Origin of the sequence: Microvirga mediterraneensis (assembly GCF_013520865.1) — a bacterium.
Classification (GTDB): domain Bacteria; phylum Pseudomonadota; class Alphaproteobacteria; order Rhizobiales; family Beijerinckiaceae; genus Microvirga; species Microvirga mediterraneensis.
Map to the genome: position 1 here is coordinate 3,391,596 of NZ_JACDXJ010000001.1, position 19,593 is coordinate 3,411,188.

Annotated in this window: 23 protein-coding genes; 14 read left to right on the forward strand and 9 right to left on the reverse strand. The window is 65.3% G+C overall.

Annotated elements, in window-relative coordinates:
- Positions 1-51: 51 nt before the first annotated feature.
- Both H0S73_RS15945 and H0S73_RS15950 read left to right on the forward strand, forming a co-directional pair.
- On the forward strand, positions 52-1,476 hold the full coding sequence (locus H0S73_RS15945) for a serine/threonine-protein kinase (RefSeq protein WP_181053069.1): 1,425 nt from the start codon (positions 52-54) through the stop codon (positions 1,474-1,476).
- A 22-nt stretch (positions 1,477-1,498) separates the two neighbouring features.
- Positions 1,499-2,503, forward strand: coding sequence for an adenylate/guanylate cyclase domain-containing protein (locus H0S73_RS15950; RefSeq protein ID WP_181053070.1), 1,005 nt, complete (start codon positions 1,499-1,501; stop codon positions 2,501-2,503).
- Between the two features lie 4 nt (positions 2,504-2,507).
- On the opposite strand, the gene H0S73_RS15955 is transcribed toward H0S73_RS15950, so the two are convergent.
- On the reverse strand, positions 2,508-3,233 hold the full coding sequence (locus H0S73_RS15955) for a Crp/Fnr family transcriptional regulator (RefSeq protein ID WP_181053071.1): 726 nt from the start codon (positions 3,231-3,233) through the stop codon (positions 2,508-2,510).
- A 215-nt stretch (positions 3,234-3,448) separates the two neighbouring features.
- Here H0S73_RS15955 and H0S73_RS15960 point away from each other — a divergent pair, with 215 nt between their 5' ends.
- The 6 genes from H0S73_RS15960 to H0S73_RS15985 all read left to right on the forward strand — a co-directional run bounded on the left by H0S73_RS15960 (position 3,449) and on the right by H0S73_RS15985 (position 10,125).
- Positions 3,449-4,003 carry a hypothetical protein gene (locus H0S73_RS15960; protein WP_181053072.1) on the forward strand — a complete coding sequence of 185 codons (555 nt, stop codon included), beginning with the start codon at positions 3,449-3,451 and terminating at the stop codon, positions 4,001-4,003.
- Between the two features lie 250 nt (positions 4,004-4,253).
- Positions 4,254-4,592, forward strand: a complete 339-nt coding sequence (locus H0S73_RS15965) for a hypothetical protein (RefSeq protein ID WP_181053073.1) — start codon at positions 4,254-4,256, stop codon at positions 4,590-4,592.
- Positions 4,593-4,855: 263 nt separating this feature from the next.
- The gene (locus H0S73_RS15970; RefSeq protein ID WP_181053074.1) at positions 4,856-6,703 is read left to right on the forward strand and encodes a type I secretion system permease/ATPase; all 1,848 of its coding nucleotides are present in this window, start codon (positions 4,856-4,858) and stop codon (positions 6,701-6,703) included.
- Between the two features lie 147 nt (positions 6,704-6,850).
- Positions 6,851-8,167 (forward strand): HlyD family type I secretion periplasmic adaptor subunit, encoded by a 1,317-nt coding sequence (locus H0S73_RS15975; RefSeq protein ID WP_181053075.1) that lies wholly within the window; start codon positions 6,851-6,853, stop codon positions 8,165-8,167.
- A 178-nt stretch (positions 8,168-8,345) separates the two neighbouring features.
- Positions 8,346-9,410, forward strand: a complete 1,065-nt coding sequence (locus tag H0S73_RS15980; RefSeq protein ID WP_181053076.1) for a patatin-like phospholipase family protein — start codon at positions 8,346-8,348, stop codon at positions 9,408-9,410.
- Between the two features lie 118 nt (positions 9,411-9,528).
- Positions 9,529-10,125, forward strand: a complete 597-nt coding sequence (locus tag H0S73_RS15985) for a transglutaminase-like cysteine peptidase (RefSeq protein ID WP_181053077.1) — start codon at positions 9,529-9,531, stop codon at positions 10,123-10,125.
- 9 nt (positions 10,126-10,134) lie between these two features.
- Here H0S73_RS15985 and H0S73_RS15990 read toward each other — a convergent pair whose 3' ends face one another.
- The 3 genes from H0S73_RS15990 to H0S73_RS15995 all read right to left on the reverse strand — a co-directional run bounded on the left by H0S73_RS15990 (position 10,135) and on the right by H0S73_RS15995 (position 11,494).
- Entirely contained in the window at positions 10,135-10,848 is a 714-nt protein-coding gene (locus H0S73_RS15990; RefSeq protein WP_202049818.1) for a Crp/Fnr family transcriptional regulator, read from the reverse strand.
- A 282-nt stretch (positions 10,849-11,130) separates the two neighbouring features.
- Complete coding sequence (locus tag H0S73_RS26115; RefSeq protein ID WP_281369179.1) at positions 11,131-11,262, reverse strand: hypothetical protein; 132 nt, start codon at positions 11,260-11,262, stop codon at positions 11,131-11,133.
- Between the two features lie 79 nt (positions 11,263-11,341).
- Positions 11,342-11,494 (reverse strand): hypothetical protein, encoded by a 153-nt coding sequence (locus H0S73_RS15995; protein ID WP_181053078.1) that lies wholly within the window; start codon positions 11,492-11,494, stop codon positions 11,342-11,344.
- Positions 11,495-11,550: 56 nt separating this feature from the next.
- Between H0S73_RS15995 and H0S73_RS16000 the strand changes: the two genes are divergently transcribed.
- Positions 11,551-11,847 carry a DUF6894 family protein gene (locus tag H0S73_RS16000; protein ID WP_246388964.1) on the forward strand — a complete coding sequence of 99 codons (297 nt, stop codon included), beginning with the start codon at positions 11,551-11,553 and terminating at the stop codon, positions 11,845-11,847.
- Positions 11,848-11,939: 92 nt separating this feature from the next.
- On the opposite strand, the gene H0S73_RS16005 is transcribed toward H0S73_RS16000, so the two are convergent.
- A complete protein-coding gene (locus H0S73_RS16005) occupies positions 11,940-12,113 on the reverse strand; it encodes a hypothetical protein (RefSeq protein ID WP_181053079.1) in 174 nt (57 codons plus the stop codon).
- A gap of 429 nt (positions 12,114-12,542) precedes the next feature.
- Between H0S73_RS16005 and H0S73_RS16010 the strand changes: the two genes are divergently transcribed.
- Together H0S73_RS16010 and H0S73_RS16015 are read left to right on the forward strand one after the other, a co-directional pair.
- Positions 12,543-12,806, forward strand: a complete 264-nt coding sequence (locus tag H0S73_RS16010; RefSeq protein ID WP_181053080.1) for a hypothetical protein — start codon at positions 12,543-12,545, stop codon at positions 12,804-12,806.
- A 172-nt stretch (positions 12,807-12,978) separates the two neighbouring features.
- Complete coding sequence (locus H0S73_RS16015) at positions 12,979-13,128, forward strand: hypothetical protein (protein WP_181053081.1); 150 nt, start codon at positions 12,979-12,981, stop codon at positions 13,126-13,128.
- Between the two features lie 224 nt (positions 13,129-13,352).
- Here H0S73_RS16015 and H0S73_RS16020 read toward each other — a convergent pair whose 3' ends face one another.
- A complete protein-coding gene (locus tag H0S73_RS16020) occupies positions 13,353-13,508 on the reverse strand; it encodes a hypothetical protein (RefSeq protein ID WP_181053082.1) in 156 nt (51 codons plus the stop codon).
- A gap of 205 nt (positions 13,509-13,713) precedes the next feature.
- On the opposite strand from H0S73_RS16020, the gene H0S73_RS16025 reads away from it, so the two are divergent.
- Positions 13,714-14,712 (forward strand): ornithine cyclodeaminase family protein, encoded by a 999-nt coding sequence (locus tag H0S73_RS16025; RefSeq protein ID WP_181053083.1) that lies wholly within the window; start codon positions 13,714-13,716, stop codon positions 14,710-14,712.
- A 12-nt stretch (positions 14,713-14,724) separates the two neighbouring features.
- Here H0S73_RS16025 and H0S73_RS16030 read toward each other — a convergent pair whose 3' ends face one another.
- The 3 genes from H0S73_RS16030 to H0S73_RS16040 all read right to left on the reverse strand — a co-directional run bounded on the left by H0S73_RS16030 (position 14,725) and on the right by H0S73_RS16040 (position 17,838).
- Positions 14,725-15,621 carry a DMT family transporter gene (locus H0S73_RS16030; RefSeq protein ID WP_181053084.1) on the reverse strand — a complete coding sequence of 299 codons (897 nt, stop codon included), beginning with the start codon at positions 15,619-15,621 and terminating at the stop codon, positions 14,725-14,727.
- A 242-nt stretch (positions 15,622-15,863) separates the two neighbouring features.
- Entirely contained in the window at positions 15,864-16,757 is an 894-nt protein-coding gene (locus H0S73_RS16035; protein ID WP_181053085.1) for an NAD-dependent epimerase/dehydratase family protein, read from the reverse strand.
- A 304-nt stretch (positions 16,758-17,061) separates the two neighbouring features.
- Positions 17,062-17,838 (reverse strand): hypothetical protein, encoded by a 777-nt coding sequence (locus H0S73_RS16040; RefSeq protein WP_181053086.1) that lies wholly within the window; start codon positions 17,836-17,838, stop codon positions 17,062-17,064.
- Between the two features lie 139 nt (positions 17,839-17,977).
- Here H0S73_RS16040 and H0S73_RS16045 point away from each other — a divergent pair, with 139 nt between their 5' ends.
- Complete coding sequence (locus H0S73_RS16045; RefSeq protein WP_181053087.1) at positions 17,978-18,988, forward strand: zinc-binding alcohol dehydrogenase family protein; 1,011 nt, start codon at positions 17,978-17,980, stop codon at positions 18,986-18,988.
- A gap of 124 nt (positions 18,989-19,112) precedes the next feature.
- Positions 19,113-19,592 (forward strand): cupin domain-containing protein, encoded by a 480-nt coding sequence (locus tag H0S73_RS16050; protein ID WP_181053088.1) that lies wholly within the window; start codon positions 19,113-19,115, stop codon positions 19,590-19,592.
- The last annotated feature ends 1 nt before the right edge of the window (position 19,593 follow it).

The window sequence follows — 19,593 nt, forward strand, 5'->3', positions numbered from 1 at the left end:
GATCCCTGGCCGACCAGAACCAGATGATCGCTCGTCAGAGGATGTTCTCCGATGACTGCAGACAAGGATCTGAGGACAGGCAGCAGCCAAGGTGGAACCGGCGGCACCATGCCTGCCAGGGTCGGCAAGTATCGCGTCGATCATGTCATCGGCCGCGGCGCGATCGGCGTCGTCTACAAGGGTTACGATGAGCAGATCGACCGGCCGCTGGCGATCAAGACGCTCCGTCCGGAGATCCTGGAGAACCTGACCGAGAACGACGAGCTTCTCCGCCGCTTTGCGACCGAGGCGCGCTCCGCGGCCCGATGCCTTCACCCGAATATCGTCACGGTGTTCGATTTCGTGGAGCAGGACGGCGCGCCCTACATCATCATGGAATACGTCAATGCGGGAACGCTGGAGAACGTGATCCGGCGGGGCACGCTTTTGCCCATCCGACAGGTCGGCGAGATCATGGCGCAGCTCCTGTTCGCCCTGGGCTACGCCCATTCCAAGGGCGTCATTCACCGCGACGTCAAGCCGGCGAACATCCTCTGCCCGTCGGCGGCCTCGATCAAGGTCTCGGATTTCGGCGTGGCCCACGTGGAAGCGCTCGACCTCACCAGGCCCGGCGGCATTCCGATCGGCACTCCGAACTACATGGCGCCCGAGAGGTTCCTCGGACGCCCGGCCGACATCCGGGCGGACCTCTTCTCGGCCGGGGTCATCCTCTTCCAGATGCTGACCGGCGCGAAGCCCTTCATCGCCGCCGACCTGCCGGAGTTGATGCGCAAGCTCATGAACGATCCGCCTCCGTCGATCATCAACTACCGGCCCGAGCTTTGGCCGGAAATCGACGCGGTCGTGCAGCGGGCCCTGGCGCGCAATCCCGAGGACCGCTTCCAGACGGCGGACGAGTTCGTCGTTGCGCTCAATACATCCATCGAGATGCGCCCCAGCGCCGACCTTCCGCCCCTCGACCTGACCGAGCTTTCCCACGTGCCTGGGAAGGAGCCACCGGCGCCGGTCAAGGAACAGCTCAATCAGACCATGGCGGAGGTCCTCACGCCGGATGCGATCGACGCGCTCGGGCGCTCGCTCGCGCATTCGCTCGGGCCGATCGGCCACCTTCTGGTGAAACAGGCGTCCCACGAGACCATGGACGTCGATACGTTCCTCGAATGGCTTGTCGGGAAGATCACCACCGAGGCCGAGGCTGCGACCTTCCGGAAGACGGCGCAGCAGGTGCTGCGCGACGACAAGGGCTTCAAGATCGCCCAGATGGAAGCCGTGATCTCCCAGACGGAGATTCGCGCCGTCACCGAAGTCCTGCTCCCGCTCATCGGCCCGGTCGCTCCGACGCTCGTCGCGCGGCAGGCCGAGAAGGCGGTGGGCCGGGACGATTTCTACCGCCGTCTCTCGGACTTCATTCCCAGCGAACGCGATCGCGCGAGCTTTCTCAGGATCCGTGGTAAACTCAGCGAGACCAAGCCGTGACGTGTAGGTACGCGATGAAAGAATGATGGACAATCCGGCACCCGATGCTCCGCAGCCTGCAGGCAAGCGTGTCCGACGTCTCCGGGCGGTCTTCGCAGCCGACATGGCGAATTTTGGCGGCTTGGTTTCCGTCGACGAGACCAACACCCTCGACGCGTTGTGGGCGACGCGTCGCATCGCCCGTGAAGAGCTCGCGGCCCATGGCGGCTGGCTCTTCGGCATGCCGGGAGACGGCATCTTCGCATTGTTCGAGAGCGCCGTCGATGCGGTCCGCTGCGCTCTCGACACGCAGGCGCGCCTCGCGGCCATGACGAAGTTCGACGCGGTGCGCATGCGGATCGGCATCCATCTCGGCGACGTCCTGTTCCATGACGATCTACCGTTCGGCGAGACGCTCGTCATCGCGGCCCGGCTGGAGAGCCTCGCCGAGCCCGGCGGGATCCTTGTCTCGGCCGCCGTCATGGAAGCCGTGGCGCCCCGCATTTCCGCGACCTTCGGCGAGCGCGGCGTGTTCGACCTCAAGCACAGCCCGCGCAGGATCACGACCTTCAGCGTGTCGATGCCTCCGGCTGCCGACATGAACGCGACCGTGAGCAGGGTCGAACCCCTCGACCGGACCGTTCTGTCGGTGGCTGCCGCGAGAACCGAAGAGTGGGGCAGCTCCGCCTCGCCTCCCCGGCCCGCTTCGGAGGCACGAACGGTATCGCTGCCGAAGGCCGCGCCCCTGGTCGTTCCCTCGCGCCCTTTGGATGAGGCCTCGGAGCCTGCCCATGAGGTTTCCCCGGAGGACCCGCGCTCCCCGGCGTCGGTGGATCCCGCCGCCTTCGAGGCTTGTCTTGCCGAGATTGCCCATGCCCTGACGACCTATCTCGGCCCCGTCGCCGGTTTGCTCGTCAAGCGGCATGCCGCGAACCTGACGGATCTCGCGACGCTCATCGAGGATCTTGCCCGCGAGATCCCGGTGCGGGATGAACGCCTGCAATTCCTGAGCCGCGCGCAACAGCTCGTGGCGCGGCGGCGCCATTGATGATCTACTCGCCGAACTCGGCGATATCGTCGATCCGTTCGAGATCGTGAACGATCAACCCGCCCCTGTCCTGGGTCAGGAGGCGCTCCTCGGCCCATCGGTTGAGAAGCTTGTTCAGCCCCTCGCGCGACATCGCCGTCCACTGGGCCATTTCGCTTTGGGTCAACTTGAGAGCGACCTCGACCCCCTTCGGCGTGGCCTTGCCATGATCCCGCGCAAGGTGGCCGAGAATCCGCGCGAGGCGCTGGGGCGCCTGGCGCAGGGTCGCATCTTCCATCCGGGCGCTGGTCCACCTGAGGCGCATGCACAGCAGACCGATCACGTTGCGCACCAGCCGCGGGTCTCGGTCCAGCGCCTCATAGAAGGTCCGCCGGGCGATGCTCGTCAGGCGTGTCCGGAGCATGGCGGACGCACCGGCGGTCCTCACGCCCCCGTCGAGCATGCCGATCTCGCCGAAAACGGCCCCGTTCGTGAGCACATTCAACGTCACCTCGGCGCCTGCGGCCGAGACGGCCCAGATCCGGATGCGACCGTCGGCGATCACGTAGAGCGCATCGGACACATCCCCGACATTGAACAACAGCTCGCCCTTTTCCAGAATCCGCGTCTGGGCCTTGCGGGCAATCTGCTCGACGGTCGGCGGGTCGATCGCCTTGAAGATGTCGAGCGCTTCGAGATTCGCTGACTTGTCCGCGCCGGTCGCGGCGATCGACGATCGTGTCTCCGCCATGGTCGAGTTCCCACAACAATGGAGCAAGGACCACGCGAGCATAGCGTCCGACGGGCCGCGTGCAAAGACAATCCGCCGCCCTGCGCGCGTCAGGCGGAATGTGAAGCAGATCACTGTCGGGGACCGCACAAGGATATACACCCGGCGCACCGGGCCCGTTTTCCGCCAAAAGATCATCGTGATCGACCAATCGGGCCGGGATTGAGGAGAGCCCGATGCACGATCAGCGATGGGGGAATGACTGGAACCGGCCTCAGGAGAGCCAGGCCGGCTGCCGGCATTATCCGCAATCCGTCTACCAGGATGATGAACCCTACGGACGAATGCGCGGAGGGCGCGGCGATATTCATGACGGCGTGGACCGGGGCAACCCGCCGGACGATCACTTCAGGAGCGATGCCGGCGGTCACGCGCCCTATCACGGCGACGATCCCGGCTCGTCCATGCAACCGCATGACGGAGGCGGCCTCGGCTGGGACGCGGGGGCGTGGAACGATGCAGGAGGTTTCGACTCGGTGCTGTCCGGCCACCTGTTCGACGGCCTCGGTCATGCCGGGGCCATGCCGCCGATCATCGTCTTCGCCATCGACCATCTCGACGTGAACTTCAACACCTTCATTCAGACCACCCAGATCCAGAATACGCTCGTCTTCCTGAACGCCACCGATGGCGGTTCCATCGATGTGGGAGGCGACGTCAATGCCATCGGCCTGCAATCGGCTTCGACGGACCAACTGACCGTCATCCCCCATGACCCGGTCTTCGGTTGAAGAGCGCAAGAACGCAACGACCGGCCTCCTGGCGTATTCGAAGGGTCCCGTTCGGGACCCTTTCTCTTTTCGAGCACGCCGACGCGCGCACGGGCAGATCAGATTTTTCTTCGCTCCCACTCAAAAAATTCGCGGGTGTGAAACGGTTCACAGCTCCATCCGGCAAGGTCGTTCAAAGTCTCATCATCGCCAACGGAGATCAGATCTCAGGCGGTACTGAACGCAACACTCAGCATAGATAGGACAGCCCATGTCTCTCAACGTTAATGCCAGCCCGATCACCCAGGTTGCCTCCACCGTTGCCGAGGGCGGCGCCGGTCTCGGCGGTCACGGCGGCGATGCGACCGCGGTGACGAACCAGAGCGCCGAGAGCCTCAACTACCAGTCCATGAATTCTTCGGACCATTTCGGCTGGGGGAGCCCTGACCTCAACGTCAACGCCAGCCCGATCACGCAGGCGGCCTCCACCGATGCGCATGGCGGGGCTGGGTTGTTCGGCAGCGGCGGCGATGCCTTCGCGATGACGAACCAGGACGCCCATCAGCTCAACGACCAGTCCTCGTACGATCACTTCCCCATCTACTACTAACCACCCTGTCGCTCAGGGCGCCACCGGCCGAAGGCTGGTGGCGCTTTTTCTCGTCGGCACGCCTGCGCCGATCCCGCCGTCGCGGTCGCCTGCCCGCAGGCGAGGCCGCCATTGGATCGGACGATTGTGAAGCATGTCACAGCGCCCAGCCTCCGGCTCCCTCATGATCATGCCCAGACACGGAAAGGCCGTCGCCTCGCAGGCCGCAGGTTTTCCCCGCGCGAGGACGGCACGCAGCAAAGGCGCCCACGATGAGAAACGGAATGAAGACCAGCGCCGAAGTTCAGCTTCGTACCGCTCTTCGTACCCTGAAGAGGCCGCTGATCGGCATCAGCGCCATCAGCTGCCTTGGCAACATCCTGATGCTCACCGGCCCCATGTTCATGATGCTGGTCTACAACAAGGTCCTGTCGAGCAAGAGCCTTCCCACCCTGGCGGCGCTCACCCTGCTGGCCCTCCTGCTCTACGGCTTCTACGGCCTGCTGGAAGGGCTTCGCGGCAAGCTCATGGCCCGGGTCGGCATCACGTTCGATCACCGGCTGGCTCCGACCCTCTTCGAGGCGACCCTGAAATTGCCGCTCCATTTCGGACCGCATGCGCGCAATCATGACCCGCTTCAGGACCTGGCGGCTATCCGCAACTACCTGATGGGTCCCGGCCCGGTCGCCCTCCTCGATCTGCCCTGGATGCCGATCTATTTCGCGATCCTGCTGATCGTGAACCCGATCCTGTTCCTGGCCGCCGCGGGCGGCGCCCTTTTTCTCGTGCTCCTCAGCCTCGTCAACGAATGGGCGACCAAGGGCACGGTCAAGGTTGCCACGCAGGCGCATGCGGCGACCATGACCCTTCTCCTGGATGCAAGGCGCAACTCCGAGGCAGCCGCCGCCATGAGCATGGGGGACGATCTCTGCAAGCGCTGGGGCAGCGGATACGTGAACTCGATCTCGCACGCCCGCGATCTCGCGGACCACGCCAGCGTCTTCGGCGCGATCTCCAAGACGGTCCGCCATGTCCTGCAATCGGCCATGCTCGCCCTCGGGGCCTATCTGGTCATCGAAGCGCAGATGTCGCCCGGCGCCATGATCGCAAGCTCGGTCATCCTCGCACGCGCCCTCGCGCCGATCGATCAGGTCATCGGCAACTGGCGCAGCACATCGGCTGCCTGGCAGGCCCTCCGCCGCCTGAGGACGCTCACCGCCAAGCTTCCCAAGGCCGCGCAGCAGCAGCACGGCATGCCGCGTCCGCGCCACGCGCTCTCGGTGCGCGACATCGCCATCGTTCCGCCCGGCGCAGCCGTCGCGACCGTCTCCGGCGTGTCGTTCGAGATCGAGGCGGGCGATGCCCTCGGGATCATCGGGCCGAGCGGCTGCGGCAAGTCCACCCTCGTGCGGGCTTTGGTCGGCGCATGGCCGACCGCCCGGGGCGAGGTGCGCTTCGACAATGCCCTGATCAGCCAGTATTCGCCGGACGCCCTCGCGGACGCCATCGGGCATCTTCCCCAGAGCATCGAGCTGTTCGATGGAACGATCGCCGAGAACATCGCGCGCTTCCGCAAGGATGCGACCTCCGAACAGGTAATCGAGGCCGCCCGGATGGCGGGTGTGCACGACATGATCCTTGCCTTCCCCATGGGCTACGACACGCCGGTCGGAGAAGGCGGCGCCACCCTGTCCGGCGGCCAGCGCCAGCGCATCGGCCTCGCCCGCGCCCTGTTCGGAAACCCGTTCCTGGTGGTGCTCGACGAGCCCAACTCGAACCTCGATCCGCTCGGCGAGCAATCGCTGAACGATGCCATTCAGCATATGCGTCAGGCGGGAAAGATCGTGGTCATCGTGGCGCATCGCCCAAGCGCCATCTTCGCTGCCAACAAGATCCTGTCGGTGCGCGGCGGCCGCGCCGAGATGTTCGGCCCGAAGGAGCAGGTGCTCGCCGCCCTGTTCCCGCGCATCGGCCAGCCGCACAAGCCCTCTCCGGCCCCCGGCGTACAATCCGGCGCAGCCCAGGCCGCGCCGGCGCCGATCCCGCAGACGGAACCCGATGCGCCTGCCGCCGCGACGGTCACCAACCTGGACGCCACCCGCGCGCAGCGAGCCAATGGCCATGTGAGCTAGAAACGTTCCGACCTGAAACTGTGGCCTGGGTCACAGCGCGAGCGAGAGCGCCATGCGACTCTGAGGCCGGAGCGAACGTCCGGCCCCTGCGACCAACCGGATCGGCCGGTCGCCCGCAGCGCCGAAGCCTAGACAGCGGAGCCCGCCATGACCGAGTTCGAAGACGACCTCGCCGCCAATTCATCCTCCATGCGCCGGCTGATGCGCTGGTTCGTCCTGAGTTCGTTCATCGTGTTCTTCGGGATCGGGGGCTGGTCGGTCGCCGCCAAGGTCGACAGCGCGGTGGTGACGGGAGGCACCTTCGCGGTGCAGTCGAGCGCCCAGGCCGTTCAGCACCTGGAAGGCGGCGTCATCGGGGCCATCCTGGTCAAGGACGGCGACCTCGTGCAGGAGGGGCAGGTCCTCGTCCGTCTCGATGCCGCGAAGGTCACGGCGGATGCGAGCATCCTCGAGCGCAAGCTGATCGACCTGACGGCCCAGAAGGCCCGCCTCGAGGCCGAGAACCTGGATCGTACGACGATCACGCGCACCGAAAGCCCGTTCTCGTCCAGGCAGATGGAGAGCGCCCTGCGGGCGGCTTTCGCCTCCGAGGAGAGCCTGATGAACGAGCGGCGCTTCACGCGGCAGAACCAGCTCTCGCAGCAGCAGGAGCGCAAGATTCAGGTCGAACGGCAGATCGACGGGTTCAACGAACGATACAAGGCGCTCAAGGAAGAACTCGCCCAGGTGACGGCGGAGCTCGCCGACCAGCGGATGCTCGACAGCAAGGGACTGATCCGGCGCCCGGTGCTGCGCCAGACCGAGCGCGAGGTCAGCCGCCTGAAGGGCGAGATGGGCGATATGGAGGCCAAAGTCGCAGGCGCACACTCCCAGCTCACGGAGATCGAGTTCAAGATCGCCGAGCTGACCCGGAATGCGCGATCCGAGGTTCTGAAGCAGCTCCAGGCTGTCACGGCCGGTCTCGCGGAGACGGAAGAACAGCTCGCCGCCGCGCGGGACCGCCTCCAGCGGCTCGACATCCGGGCGCCGCGGACGGGGCTGGTCCACGAGCTCGCGGTCCACACGATCGGCGGCATCGTCGGTCCGGGCCAGAAACTCATGTCGATCATCCCGAACGACGAACCGCTGATCGTGAATGCGAAGATCCGGCCCGACGAGGTGGAGCAGGTTCATGTCGACCAACGGGCGAGCATCCGCATCAGCGCCTTCAAGCTGCCGACGCCGCTGGAACTCGAGGGTTGGGTGACGAACGTCTCACCGGACCAGGTGGTCAGCAGTCAATCCGGACAGGCCTATTTCACCGTCAAGATCGCGATCGTCCCGGGAGAGCGGAGCAAGCTGGAGGGAAAGGAGCTCACGCCCGGGCTCCCGGCGGAGGTCCTGATCCGTGGCGACGCGCGGCGCATCATCACCTACCTGACGCAGCCGCTGACCGACCGGCTTGCGGTTGCCTTCCGCGAATGAGGACGCGGCATCTTGACCGGCCAATGAGTGGCCGCAGGACATAAGACGGGGCCGGCTCCGCCGACGCGGGGCCGGTTTCGGCGCTTCATACCCAGTTCGCCCCCTCGCCACCGACAACCGAAGCCATATAAGATTCCCAGAACGGAGCGCTGGGTCTTCGCGATGGCGAGAGGCGAGCATGGACAGGGCTGACCACGGCTCTTCGCGCCGAAACCGCTCCGCGCGGCGACAAGGCGTGAAGCGGGTCAATCTGGCGCTCCAAGGGGGCGGCGCGCACGGAGCCTTCGCCTGGGGCGTGCTCGACCGCCTGCTGGAAGAGGATGGCATCGCCTTCGAGGGGATCAGCGCCACGAGCGCGGGAGCGATGAACGCCGTCGTGTGCGCCCACGGGCTCGCCACGGGCGGACGCGCGGGCGCCCGTCGGTCCTTGAGGGAATTCTGGCAGCAGATCTCACGCATCGCGTGCCTCAGCCCGGTCCAGCCCTCCTTCTTCGATCGTCTCACCGGGAACCATCGCCTGGAGACCTCCCCGGCTTTCCTCGCCTTTCACATGCTGACGCAGGTGGCCTCGCCCTACGAGCTCAACCCGCTCAACTACAACCCGCTTCGCGACCTGCTCGAACGGTCGGTCGATTTCGAGCTGCTGCGCGGCTCTCCCCAGGTCAAACTGTTTCTCTCCGCGACCAATGTCCGCTCCGGAAAGATCAGGGTCTTCGAGAACCACGAGATGAGCGCCGATGTCGTCCTCGCGTCGGCCTGCCTGCCGTTCATCTTCCAAGCGGTCGAAATCGACGGCGAGCATTATTGGGACGGCGGCTACATGGGAAACCCTGCCCTCTTCCCGCTCATCTATCGCTGCGAGCAGCCCGATATCGTGGTGGTCCACATCAACCCGATCAGCCGTCCCGACGTGCCGAAGACGGCCGCCGACATTCTCAACCGCATCAACGAGATCAGCTTCAACTCGTCCCTGATGAGGGAAGTGCGCGCGGTGGAATTCCTGAACAGGCTCGTCGAGGAAGGGCGCGCTCCCACGCCCGATATCAGGCAGGTCCGCCTGCATGCCATCGAAGCCGACGACGTCATGCAGCACCTCGGTGCCGCCTCGAAGCTGAATGCCGACTGGGCGTTCCTGAGCGACCTCCATGCCATCGGCCGCAGGCGGGCGGACGCGTGGTTGCTCGATGACTTCCCCAAGGTCGGCCTCCAATCCTCCATCGACATCCAGGGCAGGTATCTTTAGGCGCCGGTGAGATCCCAAGGCGGAGCGCTGCCGAACTTTGTGACCACGTACACAGAAGGAGGGGCCGAAAAAGCCCAGTCTGAATCCCATGAGCAGCTCAGACCTGTGGGAGCGAGCAATGGGAAAGCGGATGTGGATCGTAGTGGCCTCGCTCCTGTCGGCGATGGGCTCCGTGAATGCCGGTCCGTATCTCTTCCGGCACGACGAAGCTCCGCCCCTCCCGGGCTGGGTCGAGTTCTGTAATCGAAACCCGGACGAATGCACGATCGACCTCCGGCAGCCGGAGACGATCCCTTTGACGGAGACACTCTCCGCCCTCCTCTCCTCCGTGAACGCGTCGGTCAACCATTCCGTGATCCCGGTGACCGACCAGGACCATTGGGGCGTCGTGGACCTGTGGAGTTATCCGACCGACGGCATGGGCGATTGCGAGGATTACCAGTTGCTCAAGCGCAAGAGGCTCGTCGAGGCCGGGCTGCCGCGCCGGGCCCTGCGCATGACGGTCGTGCTCGACGAGAACGGCGAGGGTCACGCGGTCCTGACCGTCCGCACGGATCGGGGCGATCTCATCCTCGACAACAAGACGGACGACATGCTGGAATGGTCCCGGACGCACTACCGGTATATCAAGCGCGAAAGCGCCGAGGCGACGGGTTGGGTTTACCTGACGCTCGAACCGGCCGGCACATCGCTCACGGCCTCGTCCGGGCAATAAACTTCGCCGTCAATCGGCTCCGCCGTCGCGGTCGGCGGCTTCCTGCTGCAGGCGAGCGAGGTCGACGATCCTGACGCGGGCCCGCCCGAGATCGACGACCCCGCTCTTGCGCCATTTCTGCAGCTGCCGGTTGACCGTCTCCCGGCCCGCGCCGACGAGCACGCTCAGCTCCTCCTGCGTGATCTCGATGTCCTCGCCGAAATCCTCGGCGAGCTTCAGCAGGCGGCGCGCCAGACGGGTCTTGAGAGACAGGAGAGACGCCTCTTCCAGTCGCTCGCTCGAGAAGCGGAGGCGCTCGCAGAGCAGCTCGACGATCCTGGTCGTGATGTCCGGCTGCATCTTGAGCAGATCCTGGAAGTCGCTTCGCCGGATCACGAACAGCTCGACCTGGCCCGAGGCGACGGCATCGGCGCTCCTCGGATGTCCGTCCAGCAGGGCGATCTCGCCGAAAACGTCTCCGGGCCCGAGGATGTTGAGCGTGAACTGGCGGCCCGTATCGGTCGTCGTCGTGATGACGATCTGGCCCCGCCTGACGCCATAGAGGGCGTCGCCCGGATCGCCTTTGAGAAACAACGTTTCCCCATCCAGCATCTTCCGGGATGTGCACAGGGCGGCGATCTGCGCGATCGCATCCGGCCCCAGCGCGGAGAAAAAGGAATTGACGGAGAGCGCCGAGACAAACGGCAGGTCCCTCTGGATCTGTTCGCCACCGGGACGCACCATCGCGTCTCCCACGACTGTTCCGCCCCAGCCGAAAGCCGGGCAATTATATAGGAAATGGAAATTGTCTCAATCGGACAGGTTGCGGTTCTGCCCGGGGAGCCCCACCGGAACCGGTAATTTTCCGACGCGATGGCATTTTCTTACCGGCCGAGGAATTCGAGCCTATCCTGGCTGACCCGCGCATCGGGGGAGTTCGACGTCCGGCTTACTGCCTGGCCCCCGTCAACCCCTGGAGAACCCAGCGCCGCGCGCGCCGCATGGCGGAGAGCTTAGGGCGTTTCATCACTGCCTCCTGCCGCCGAACTGACGCGGGTGAATGATGACGGCGGGCTCTGCCTTGCGAACGGCAGGCCGGACCGGAACGGAGACGATCAACGGCTGATCGGTCAACCTGTCCAGAACGATGAGAACCATGACGACCTCCTGATTTCCATTCCATGATGGCCGAAGCGGGAATGCCCTTCCGTGACATTGATCACGGAAGCCGAAGCCCTCAGACGACGGGCAAGACCTGCAGGCGGGACTGGCGGGTCACGTCGAGCGTCTCCTTGCCGGACAGCACGATGGGCCGCGGCGCGCGGCCGTTCACGGCGATGGCGTCGGCCACGAACAGGAGAGCAAGGACACACAGGATGCGACGGGACATGATCGGCCTCCATGTGAAGCCGACCTTGTCACCGGGTGAGCCGGGAAACCGTGATCGTGCGCACAGAAGCCCGGGAAGCTCCATGCGAGAGTGAAGCCATCGAGATGGAGGTTCACATGTTCTACCTGTACTTTCACTGTGCGGGTCCCGGCGAGATCCTGATCGACCGTGACGGGGCAGAGGTTATCGATCTGATCGAGGCCCGCGACCGGGCCCTCACCCTGGCGAAGATGCTCGTCGAGCAGGCCTACGGCACACGCGACTTTTCCGATTGGCACGTCTATGTGAGCGACGAGGAGGACGAGGAGATGCTGCTGATCCCGTTCTCCGCCGTCATGCCGACGATCCATTGACGAAGGGGCGCAGGGTTGTTCGAGACCCTGCCCCAGCAAGCCCACCCTCTCCGGTCCCTGGCGCAACGACAGTTCAGCGGCCGGGCGCAACCTCAAGCCTTGATGAAGCGCGACGAGCGGACGAGCCAATCGGCCTGCTCGGCCATATGCCGCCATCGACGCGCGATCGAACGCAGTTCCGCGCGCATGTCCGCCCGCTGGAACGGGTCGTCGGCAAGACGCTCCGCCCTGGCGGCCTTCTCTCGATAATGCTGATAGGGATTCATGGGTCTCTCGCATCACGCCGTGATCCGCATCCGGACCACGGCTCTCGAACCATGGTTTTCAGACCCTGACGGCGCCATTCGGCCTGTCGGGGACTGAAATGGTCACCTGCTGACCGGATCGGGGATCAAGAATGGTGAGTGTCATCGTGAGCTCCTTCGATTGAGCCCATCATGACCGAATGCACGCCGTCGTTCCGTGACGGACATCACACAAACCCGATGTGACGCGGCGCACAGATCCGTGGAGGCGCTTACGGTAATTTGAGAGCCTTCCTCCCTGTCAACTCAGCGCCTGGATCAGCGATCGGGCGCTTTTCTTTTGGCAGCATCGCTCCGTTCGGCCCGGTCTCTGTGACCAAGCCCACATCGGCGGGTTGTCGCTCGGTGTAGCGTCGAAGGGTGCGAAACACGTCTCAGAGGAGAAAGACCATGACGAAGACCCATCGAACCCGGCTCGGCGCCGCAGCATCCCTCATCCTCATGATCGGATACGGTGCGACGAGCGTCGAAGCCTGCGACTCCCGGGTCACGACACGCCCCGGCGACCTGTGGGATCGGCCCGCGCCTGTGGTGCGGGACCATCGAGGCCCATACGGCTCCGCTCCCGGCGGCGTGATCGTCACCAGCACGTCCGGCGGCCCGATCGTGCGGGATCACCGCTCGCCCCCGGTCGTGCGCGATCATCGCCGGTAGGGCATGGCGCGAGGACCGGCGCATCGTGCGGATGATCCGATCCGCACGATGCAAAGGGATCCTCTTTCAGCCTCTCGGTCCGGTTCCGGCGATGCCTGAACTGTGACGGTCGCCACAGTCCTTGGAAGCCTCTTGGCATACAACGATGGCAGCCTTGATTGGAGAGCATCTCATGAAACAGAACCGGAAGTCGTTCGTGTTCGTCCGAAAGAGCGATTGCAAGACCGTCTTCGACTCGATCTATCTCCGTGAAGCCGTGTTCCGCAAAGCCGTCACGGCTTCCGAGGTCAAAGCGGGACTTTTGCCGAGACGCAATGGTTAAGACGTCGTGACCTGTCGCGAACAAACAGGACCTGATGGATCAGGTCCTGCTTGATATCCCCCCTGTCATTCGCCGAGCCGGACAAGAGACGTCGGAGCCATTGTCACCCATGCCTTGTCGAGCCTGCGCAATAAACCGGACGTGAAGTCGGATTCACGCCCGGTTTTTCGAAGTCGTACAGATCCGTACACGCAAAATCGTTATCCGCTTTCGCGCAGGATGCTCTAGCTCACGCGGCGCCAATATCCTTCGATCGGAATAGCGACGGCACAGCGCTCGTCGGTCGAGAACCGGGGATAATCGTCTCCGTCCGTCCAGCCGCCGTTTCCGCCGGGGACGAAGTGCAGATAGACGAAAACGATATGCGAGATGACCCACATGCCAGCCTCCTGATCTGCACCGATGCTATCCCGGATAGGCGGCGCGCTCTGAGACGAAAGTCACATAAAGCCGCCGTTTGCTTGCCGCGTGGGGCGGGGTGGACACTTTCCCTGGATCGTGCGACGCGGTCTCCCGTATCTCTGCTCGAAGAGCAACCCGGCCCGCCCCTATCGCGAGGGCCGGAGCAAAGGGGAACCGCGCGCCATGATCGTCCTCTCCGACAAGGAAATCCGTTCGCTCCTGCCGATGAGCGAGGCCATCGAGATCGTCGAGAAGGCGATGATCGCGGTCTCCGAGGGTGCCGCCAACCTGCCGCTGCGCTCGGCCATCGATGTCGGCGCCCCCAACAAGATGGGCGTGATGCCGGGCGCGCTCATGCCGGGCAACGGCCGGATCGATGCTTGCTTCGGCGTGAAGCTGGTGAGCCTGTTTCCCGGCAATCCCGACGCGGGATATTCCTCCCACCAGGGCGCGGTCGTGCTGTTCGAGCCTGAACACGGCTCGGCTGTCGCCATGATGAATGCCGGCCTTCTGACCGCCATCCGCACGGCCGCCGCCAGCGCGGTGGCGACCCGGGCGCTGGCGCGGCCCGACTGCGCGACGCTCGCGATGATCGGCGCGGGAGAACAGGCCGAGCAGCATCTCGAAGCCATGCTCCGGGTGCGCCCGACGCTCCGGGAGCTGCGAGTGGCCGGGCGCCGGCGCGAGAAGGCGGAAGCCTTCGCGGCCCATGCGGCCGAGCATTATCCGGCCCTCGCCGTCCGTGTCTTCGACGATGTCCGCTCCGCCGTCGAGGGAGCCGACCTCGTCTGCACGGTCACGTCCTCGGCCGAGCCGGTCCTGATGGGCGAGTGGATCGCGCCGGGTACCCATCTCAACGTGGTGGGAGCCTCGATTCCGTCGAAGCGTGAGATCGACGAGGAAACGGTAGTCCGCTCAAAGCTCTACGTCGATTACCGCCCGTCCACCTTCGCCCAGGCCGGCGAGGTCATCGGCGCCATCGAGAGCGGCCGCATCGGGCGCGAGCACGTGCGGGCCGAGATCGGCGAGGTTCTGGCGGGGAATGCCGCCGGCCGAACGGCCAAGGACGAGATCACGCTCTACCGCTCGCTCGGCGTCGCCGCGCAGGATCTCGCCTGCGCGAGCCATTGCCTGCGCGAGGCGAAGGCGCGCGGCTTAGGGATCGAAGCATCCCTGGATTGAGCAAAGCAAGCTCTATCGCTGGCGGTCCCACACCAGCGCGGCCAGCGGCATGACGTGGTTGCGTCGCAAGGTGATGATCAGGACTCCGCAGAGCGCGATTCCCGTCCCGGCCGCCATGCGCAGGTCGAAGTGATCCCCCGTGATGAGCAGCCCGAGCGCCACGGTCATGAGCGGGTTCATGATCGTCAGCGGCGCGATCAGGTTGGCAGGATATTTCCCGATGAGCCCGTAATAGATGGTGTGGGCGATCAGGGACACGATCAGGGCTGAGAACAGCAGAGCCGCCAGGAAAGGCCAACCGGCTTCCACGGCACGCGGGATCTGGTTGGTTTCGAGACCAGCCGTCAGGAAGGCCAGCGGCAGCACGGAGGCGAGGCCGATCCAGGCCTGGAACCGCAGCGGCTTCACGCCCTCCATCTGCTTCATCATCACGGCCGCCAGCGAACCTGCCGCCGCAGAGCCGAGAATGAGGGCAAGGCCGCCCGAAATGGGAAAGCCGCCGGCGGGATCCCACATCACCAGAACGCCGCCGATGAATGTCAACGCGATGCCCAGCCCTCGTCGCCAATAGACTTTCTCTCCCAGCATCGCGACCGACAGGAGGGTCGTGATCGGCAGGCCGAGCTGCCCGACGATGGCGGCGCTCGACGGACTGGCGGTCCGGATGCCGAGAAAGAAGAGGGCGAAGCCGCCTCCCCCCATGAGAAAGCCCACCAGGAGGATGCGCCATGTCGGCTTGGGCATGGGCAGGAGCCAGGGCAGCGCCAGCAAGGCGACGATGCCATAGCGAATGGCCGCGTAGAACAAGGGAGGGATCGCCATGTCGGAAACGACGATCTTGCTCACCACCGTATGGGCTGCCCACAGGAGACAGACCAGAATCATCAGGGAGAAATCACGCAGGGCCATGATACTGGATAGCGCGGCCTCGACAGGCGCCGCAAATGCCGCGTGCGTAGGGCTGGCATGCTCCCAAAGGTTGGGGACGTTCACGCGACAGCAAGGATTGCATGAAGCGCCCTCGTTGTCATTCCCGGCCGGAGATGGCAAGGCCATCGGAGGGGAAGGGAATCCACGATCAGGCGCAACGCTATGGATCCCCTTCCCGCCCTTCGTGCACCGAGGATGACAGAGGAGCCCTGCTCGCGACCTCAGCCGACATGATCCCAGATGTCGTCCTGCGGCTCGTAGCCGATGAGCCGGCGCGTGCTCTCGATGTCCCAGGCCATGCCCCGGTTCCTCGACATGCCGTTGACGACGATGCCGGGCTGCGGCCAAGCTTTCGCATCTGCGAGAAGCGCCCGCTCGATCACGGCCGCGAAATCGCGGTTCGAGAGCCACATGTTGCGGAACCACGCGAGGTCCCGCTCCGTATCCGGGCCGGGGCTCGTCTCCTCGCCGGGCAGCCCCGACGTGTTGATCGTCTCCGGCCTGTTCTTGCCCGGCTGGCACCAGCCGATCCGGACGCACACGGCTTTCAGCGCGCCCTTCGACCGATGGGCCTCGGCCAGGCAGGCGCGCTCGCCCATCAGCTTGGACGCCGCATAGGCGAAGCCCTGGATCGTCTCCCGGCCGTTGAACCAGCGCGTTCCCGGCCCCGGCGGAAGGGATGTCGTCAGAGAACCGGGCGTCAAGGTATCGGCCAGGGGCGCGTCCTTGTATTGCCCCATCACGTGGTTGGAGGAGGCGAACACGATCCGCGGCACCCCTGCCCGGCCGGCGGCCGCCAGAAGGGCGAGCGTCATGTCGAAGGACGCGCAGGCATCGCGCCACGGCGCGTCGGGATAGGGGTTCTGGGCGGCGAAATGCACCGCGCCGTCGATTCCGGCCAAGGCCGTGTGCCACCCGACGTCGGACGGATCCGTGAGATTGCCCGCAACCCATTCCACGCGATCAGACGCGCCGGCCGCCTGCGGCACCGCGCGGTCGAGCGCGACAACGCGCTCGCACCAATCCCGCTCCAGCAGGTGAGCGATCAGCTTCCGGCCGAGATTGCCTCCCGCGCCTGTGACGAGAACGGATCGGATCGGTTTCAGGGAAGACATGATCGGACTGATGCTCCACGACATTGATCGTGAGGCAGTATTGCGCCGCCGGTGCCGGCTGTCACCCAAGGTCAACCAGCGGCCCAGACATGGAAAGGCCCAGGCTCCGGGGCGAACGGACAGGATGCCTTCGCATCTCTGCCTCGCGCACTACGGGCCTGGGCCGATGGGGTCCAGACGGGCGCCTGCATCGTCAGGCAAGCACAGGAACAGACCATGCCGGAGTACATCCGTCCTGGCACGGTCTCATCGATGCTGGCGGTGACGCCCGCCGCTGTCGAAGTCCACAACAATGTCCGCTGGGTCAGCCTGATATGGGGATCGGATTCCGGTCCGCAAGGGGCACGGCGAATTCTTCTTCCTGTGGCATGCCGGGGTCGAGAATCCGCCGCCTGGCCCGGTCGGCGGCCTCCCCGGCGCATTTCTCCAAGTGCGCGGTCTTGTTGATCACCTGGAGATTGGGAGCGCCCCAGAACGCGAGCAGCTCGGACCAGGGCCGCGCGCGGTGCTCCGCCCAGACGGCGAAGAGCGGAACGCGGTGGTCCACCTCGGCGGTCTTGAGAAGGCGGCGCCCCGTGGTTGCGCACTTCCGCTGTTGGCGCAGCTTCAGAATCCGCAGGTGATCGGGCGGCGCGGTCCAGAACTGCCACGCCACCACGCAGGCCGCATGCCACGTGGCGTTCCTGTTCGGCTTGCCGTCGTCCCAGAGGTCGCAATGCCATCCGAGCCTGTAGACGGGCTGTCCGCAGACGCAGCAATGCCCCGGCCCACGGGCGAAGGCTGCCTCCCGGTAGGGAGCGGGCGGGACGCGGAAGGACGCGGGAAGCCCGGTCTCCTTGCCGGAGCCGAGCCGCCACTGCCATCCCGCGGGCTGTCCGCTCCGGGCCGCGAGCGCCCGCGCCAGCCGGTCGGCCAGGAGCGGGCGGTGCCGCCAGTAGGATTCCACCGCGCGACGCTGGGTCGGCGGGATCAAGGGTTGCCGAAGCGCATGGGACAGGACGCAGCCTGGAAAGAGCGCGGAGAGACGCTTCTCGAGCCGGGCGCGCGCCTTCTGGTTCCTCTCGTCTCGCCAGGTGGACATATCCGATCAGCCACGCGCCCCATGTGAATCGTGATCCGTGTTTAACGCATGGTCGTTAACGGAAAAACCGGGTCCACTTTTTGGCATGGGGCCGCTAGGCTCCCTGATAGAGTCAATCAATCCGTTGGGAGAGACGCCGATGAAAGCCCTGCGATGCGATGAGCCCGGTCGCCTGAGCGTGATCCAGCGGGATGTTCCGCGCGCCGGTCCCGACGAGGTGCTGGTGCGCATCCGGCGCGTCGGGATCTGCGGCACCGATTATCACATCTTCCACGGCAACCAGCCTTATCTCGAATACCCGCGCGTGATCGGCCACGAGCTCGCAGGCGAGGTTGTCGAGGCACCGAGCGGCAGCGCGCTCAGGAGCGGCGACATCGTCTGCATCGAGCCCTATCTCTGGTGCGGCACCTGCCGCGCCTGCCGGAAGGGGAAGACCAATTGCTGCCAGCACCTCCAGGTTCTCGGGGTCCACCGGGACGGCGGGGCCTGCGAGGTCATCGCCGTGCCGGAGCGCAACGTGGTCCCGGCATCCGGCCTGAGCCTGGACGAGGCCGCGATGGTCGAGTTCCTGGCGATCGGCGCGCACGGCGTGGGGCGCTCCGGCGCCAGCGCGTCGAGCCGCGTCGCCGTGGTGGGAGCGGGGCCGATCGGGATCGCGGCGGCGATCTTCGCGAAGGTGCGCGGCGCTCACGTGTCCGTCCTCGACATGAATGCCGGGCGGCTCGCCTTCTGCCGCGACAAGATCGGCGTCGATCATGTCTTCGAGGTTTCGGCCGACATCGACGACCGTCTCAAGGCCGCCACCGACGGCGACTTCTTCGACATCGTCATCGACGCGACGGGAAGCCCCAAAGCGATGATGAAGGGCTTTTCCTATGTCGGCCACGGCGGCACCTACGTTCTCCTGTCCATCGTGCGCGCCGACATCACGTTCAACGATCCGGAGTTCCACAAGCGGGAGACGTCGCTGCTCGGGAGCCGCAATGCCACGCGGCAGGATTTCGAGACCGTGCTCGACGTCATGCGCGGCGGCGGCGTGCCGACGGCCGCGCTGGCAAGCCACCATGGCAGCATCGACGACGCACCGGACCTCATCCCCAGATGGTCGGCGCCCGAAGCCGGCGTCATCAAGGCGCTGATCGAGGTTTAGGCTTCGATCTCAGGCATTTGCTTGACAATTCACCGTGAGAGGCAGAGCCTCGATCCTGCGGCAGACGATCTTGTCTGACCGCCGTTGTTTGCGTCCGCCATGTCACCCTTCTCGGGAGATCGCGATGCAGTCATTCACGCTTCGAGCCACCACCTGCGCTTCGGCCTTTCTCTTCATCCTCGCACCCGCCCTCGCGCAACAGCAATCCCAGCACGTCATGGTCAACCCGGACGAGCTCACCTGGAAGGACGGGCCTCCCTCGCTTCCCAAGGGAGCCCAGATGGCGCTCCTTTACGGAGATCCCTCGAAGGACGGCATGTTCGTGATGAGGCTGAAATTCCCGGCCGATTACAGGATCCCGGCGCATACCCATCCGACCGAAGAGGTGGTGACCGTCGTCAACGGCGAGTTCAATATCGGCATGGGGTCCACATTCGATCCGTCGAAGACGAAAACCATCAAGACGGGCGGCGTCGTCGCCATGGCGCCGGGAATGCAGCACTATGTGCAGATCGGCAAGGAAACGGTGGTGCAGCTGAGCACGCGCGGGCCATGGTCCATCGCCTACGTGAACCCGGCCGACGATCCGCGCAAGTCGCAATAGG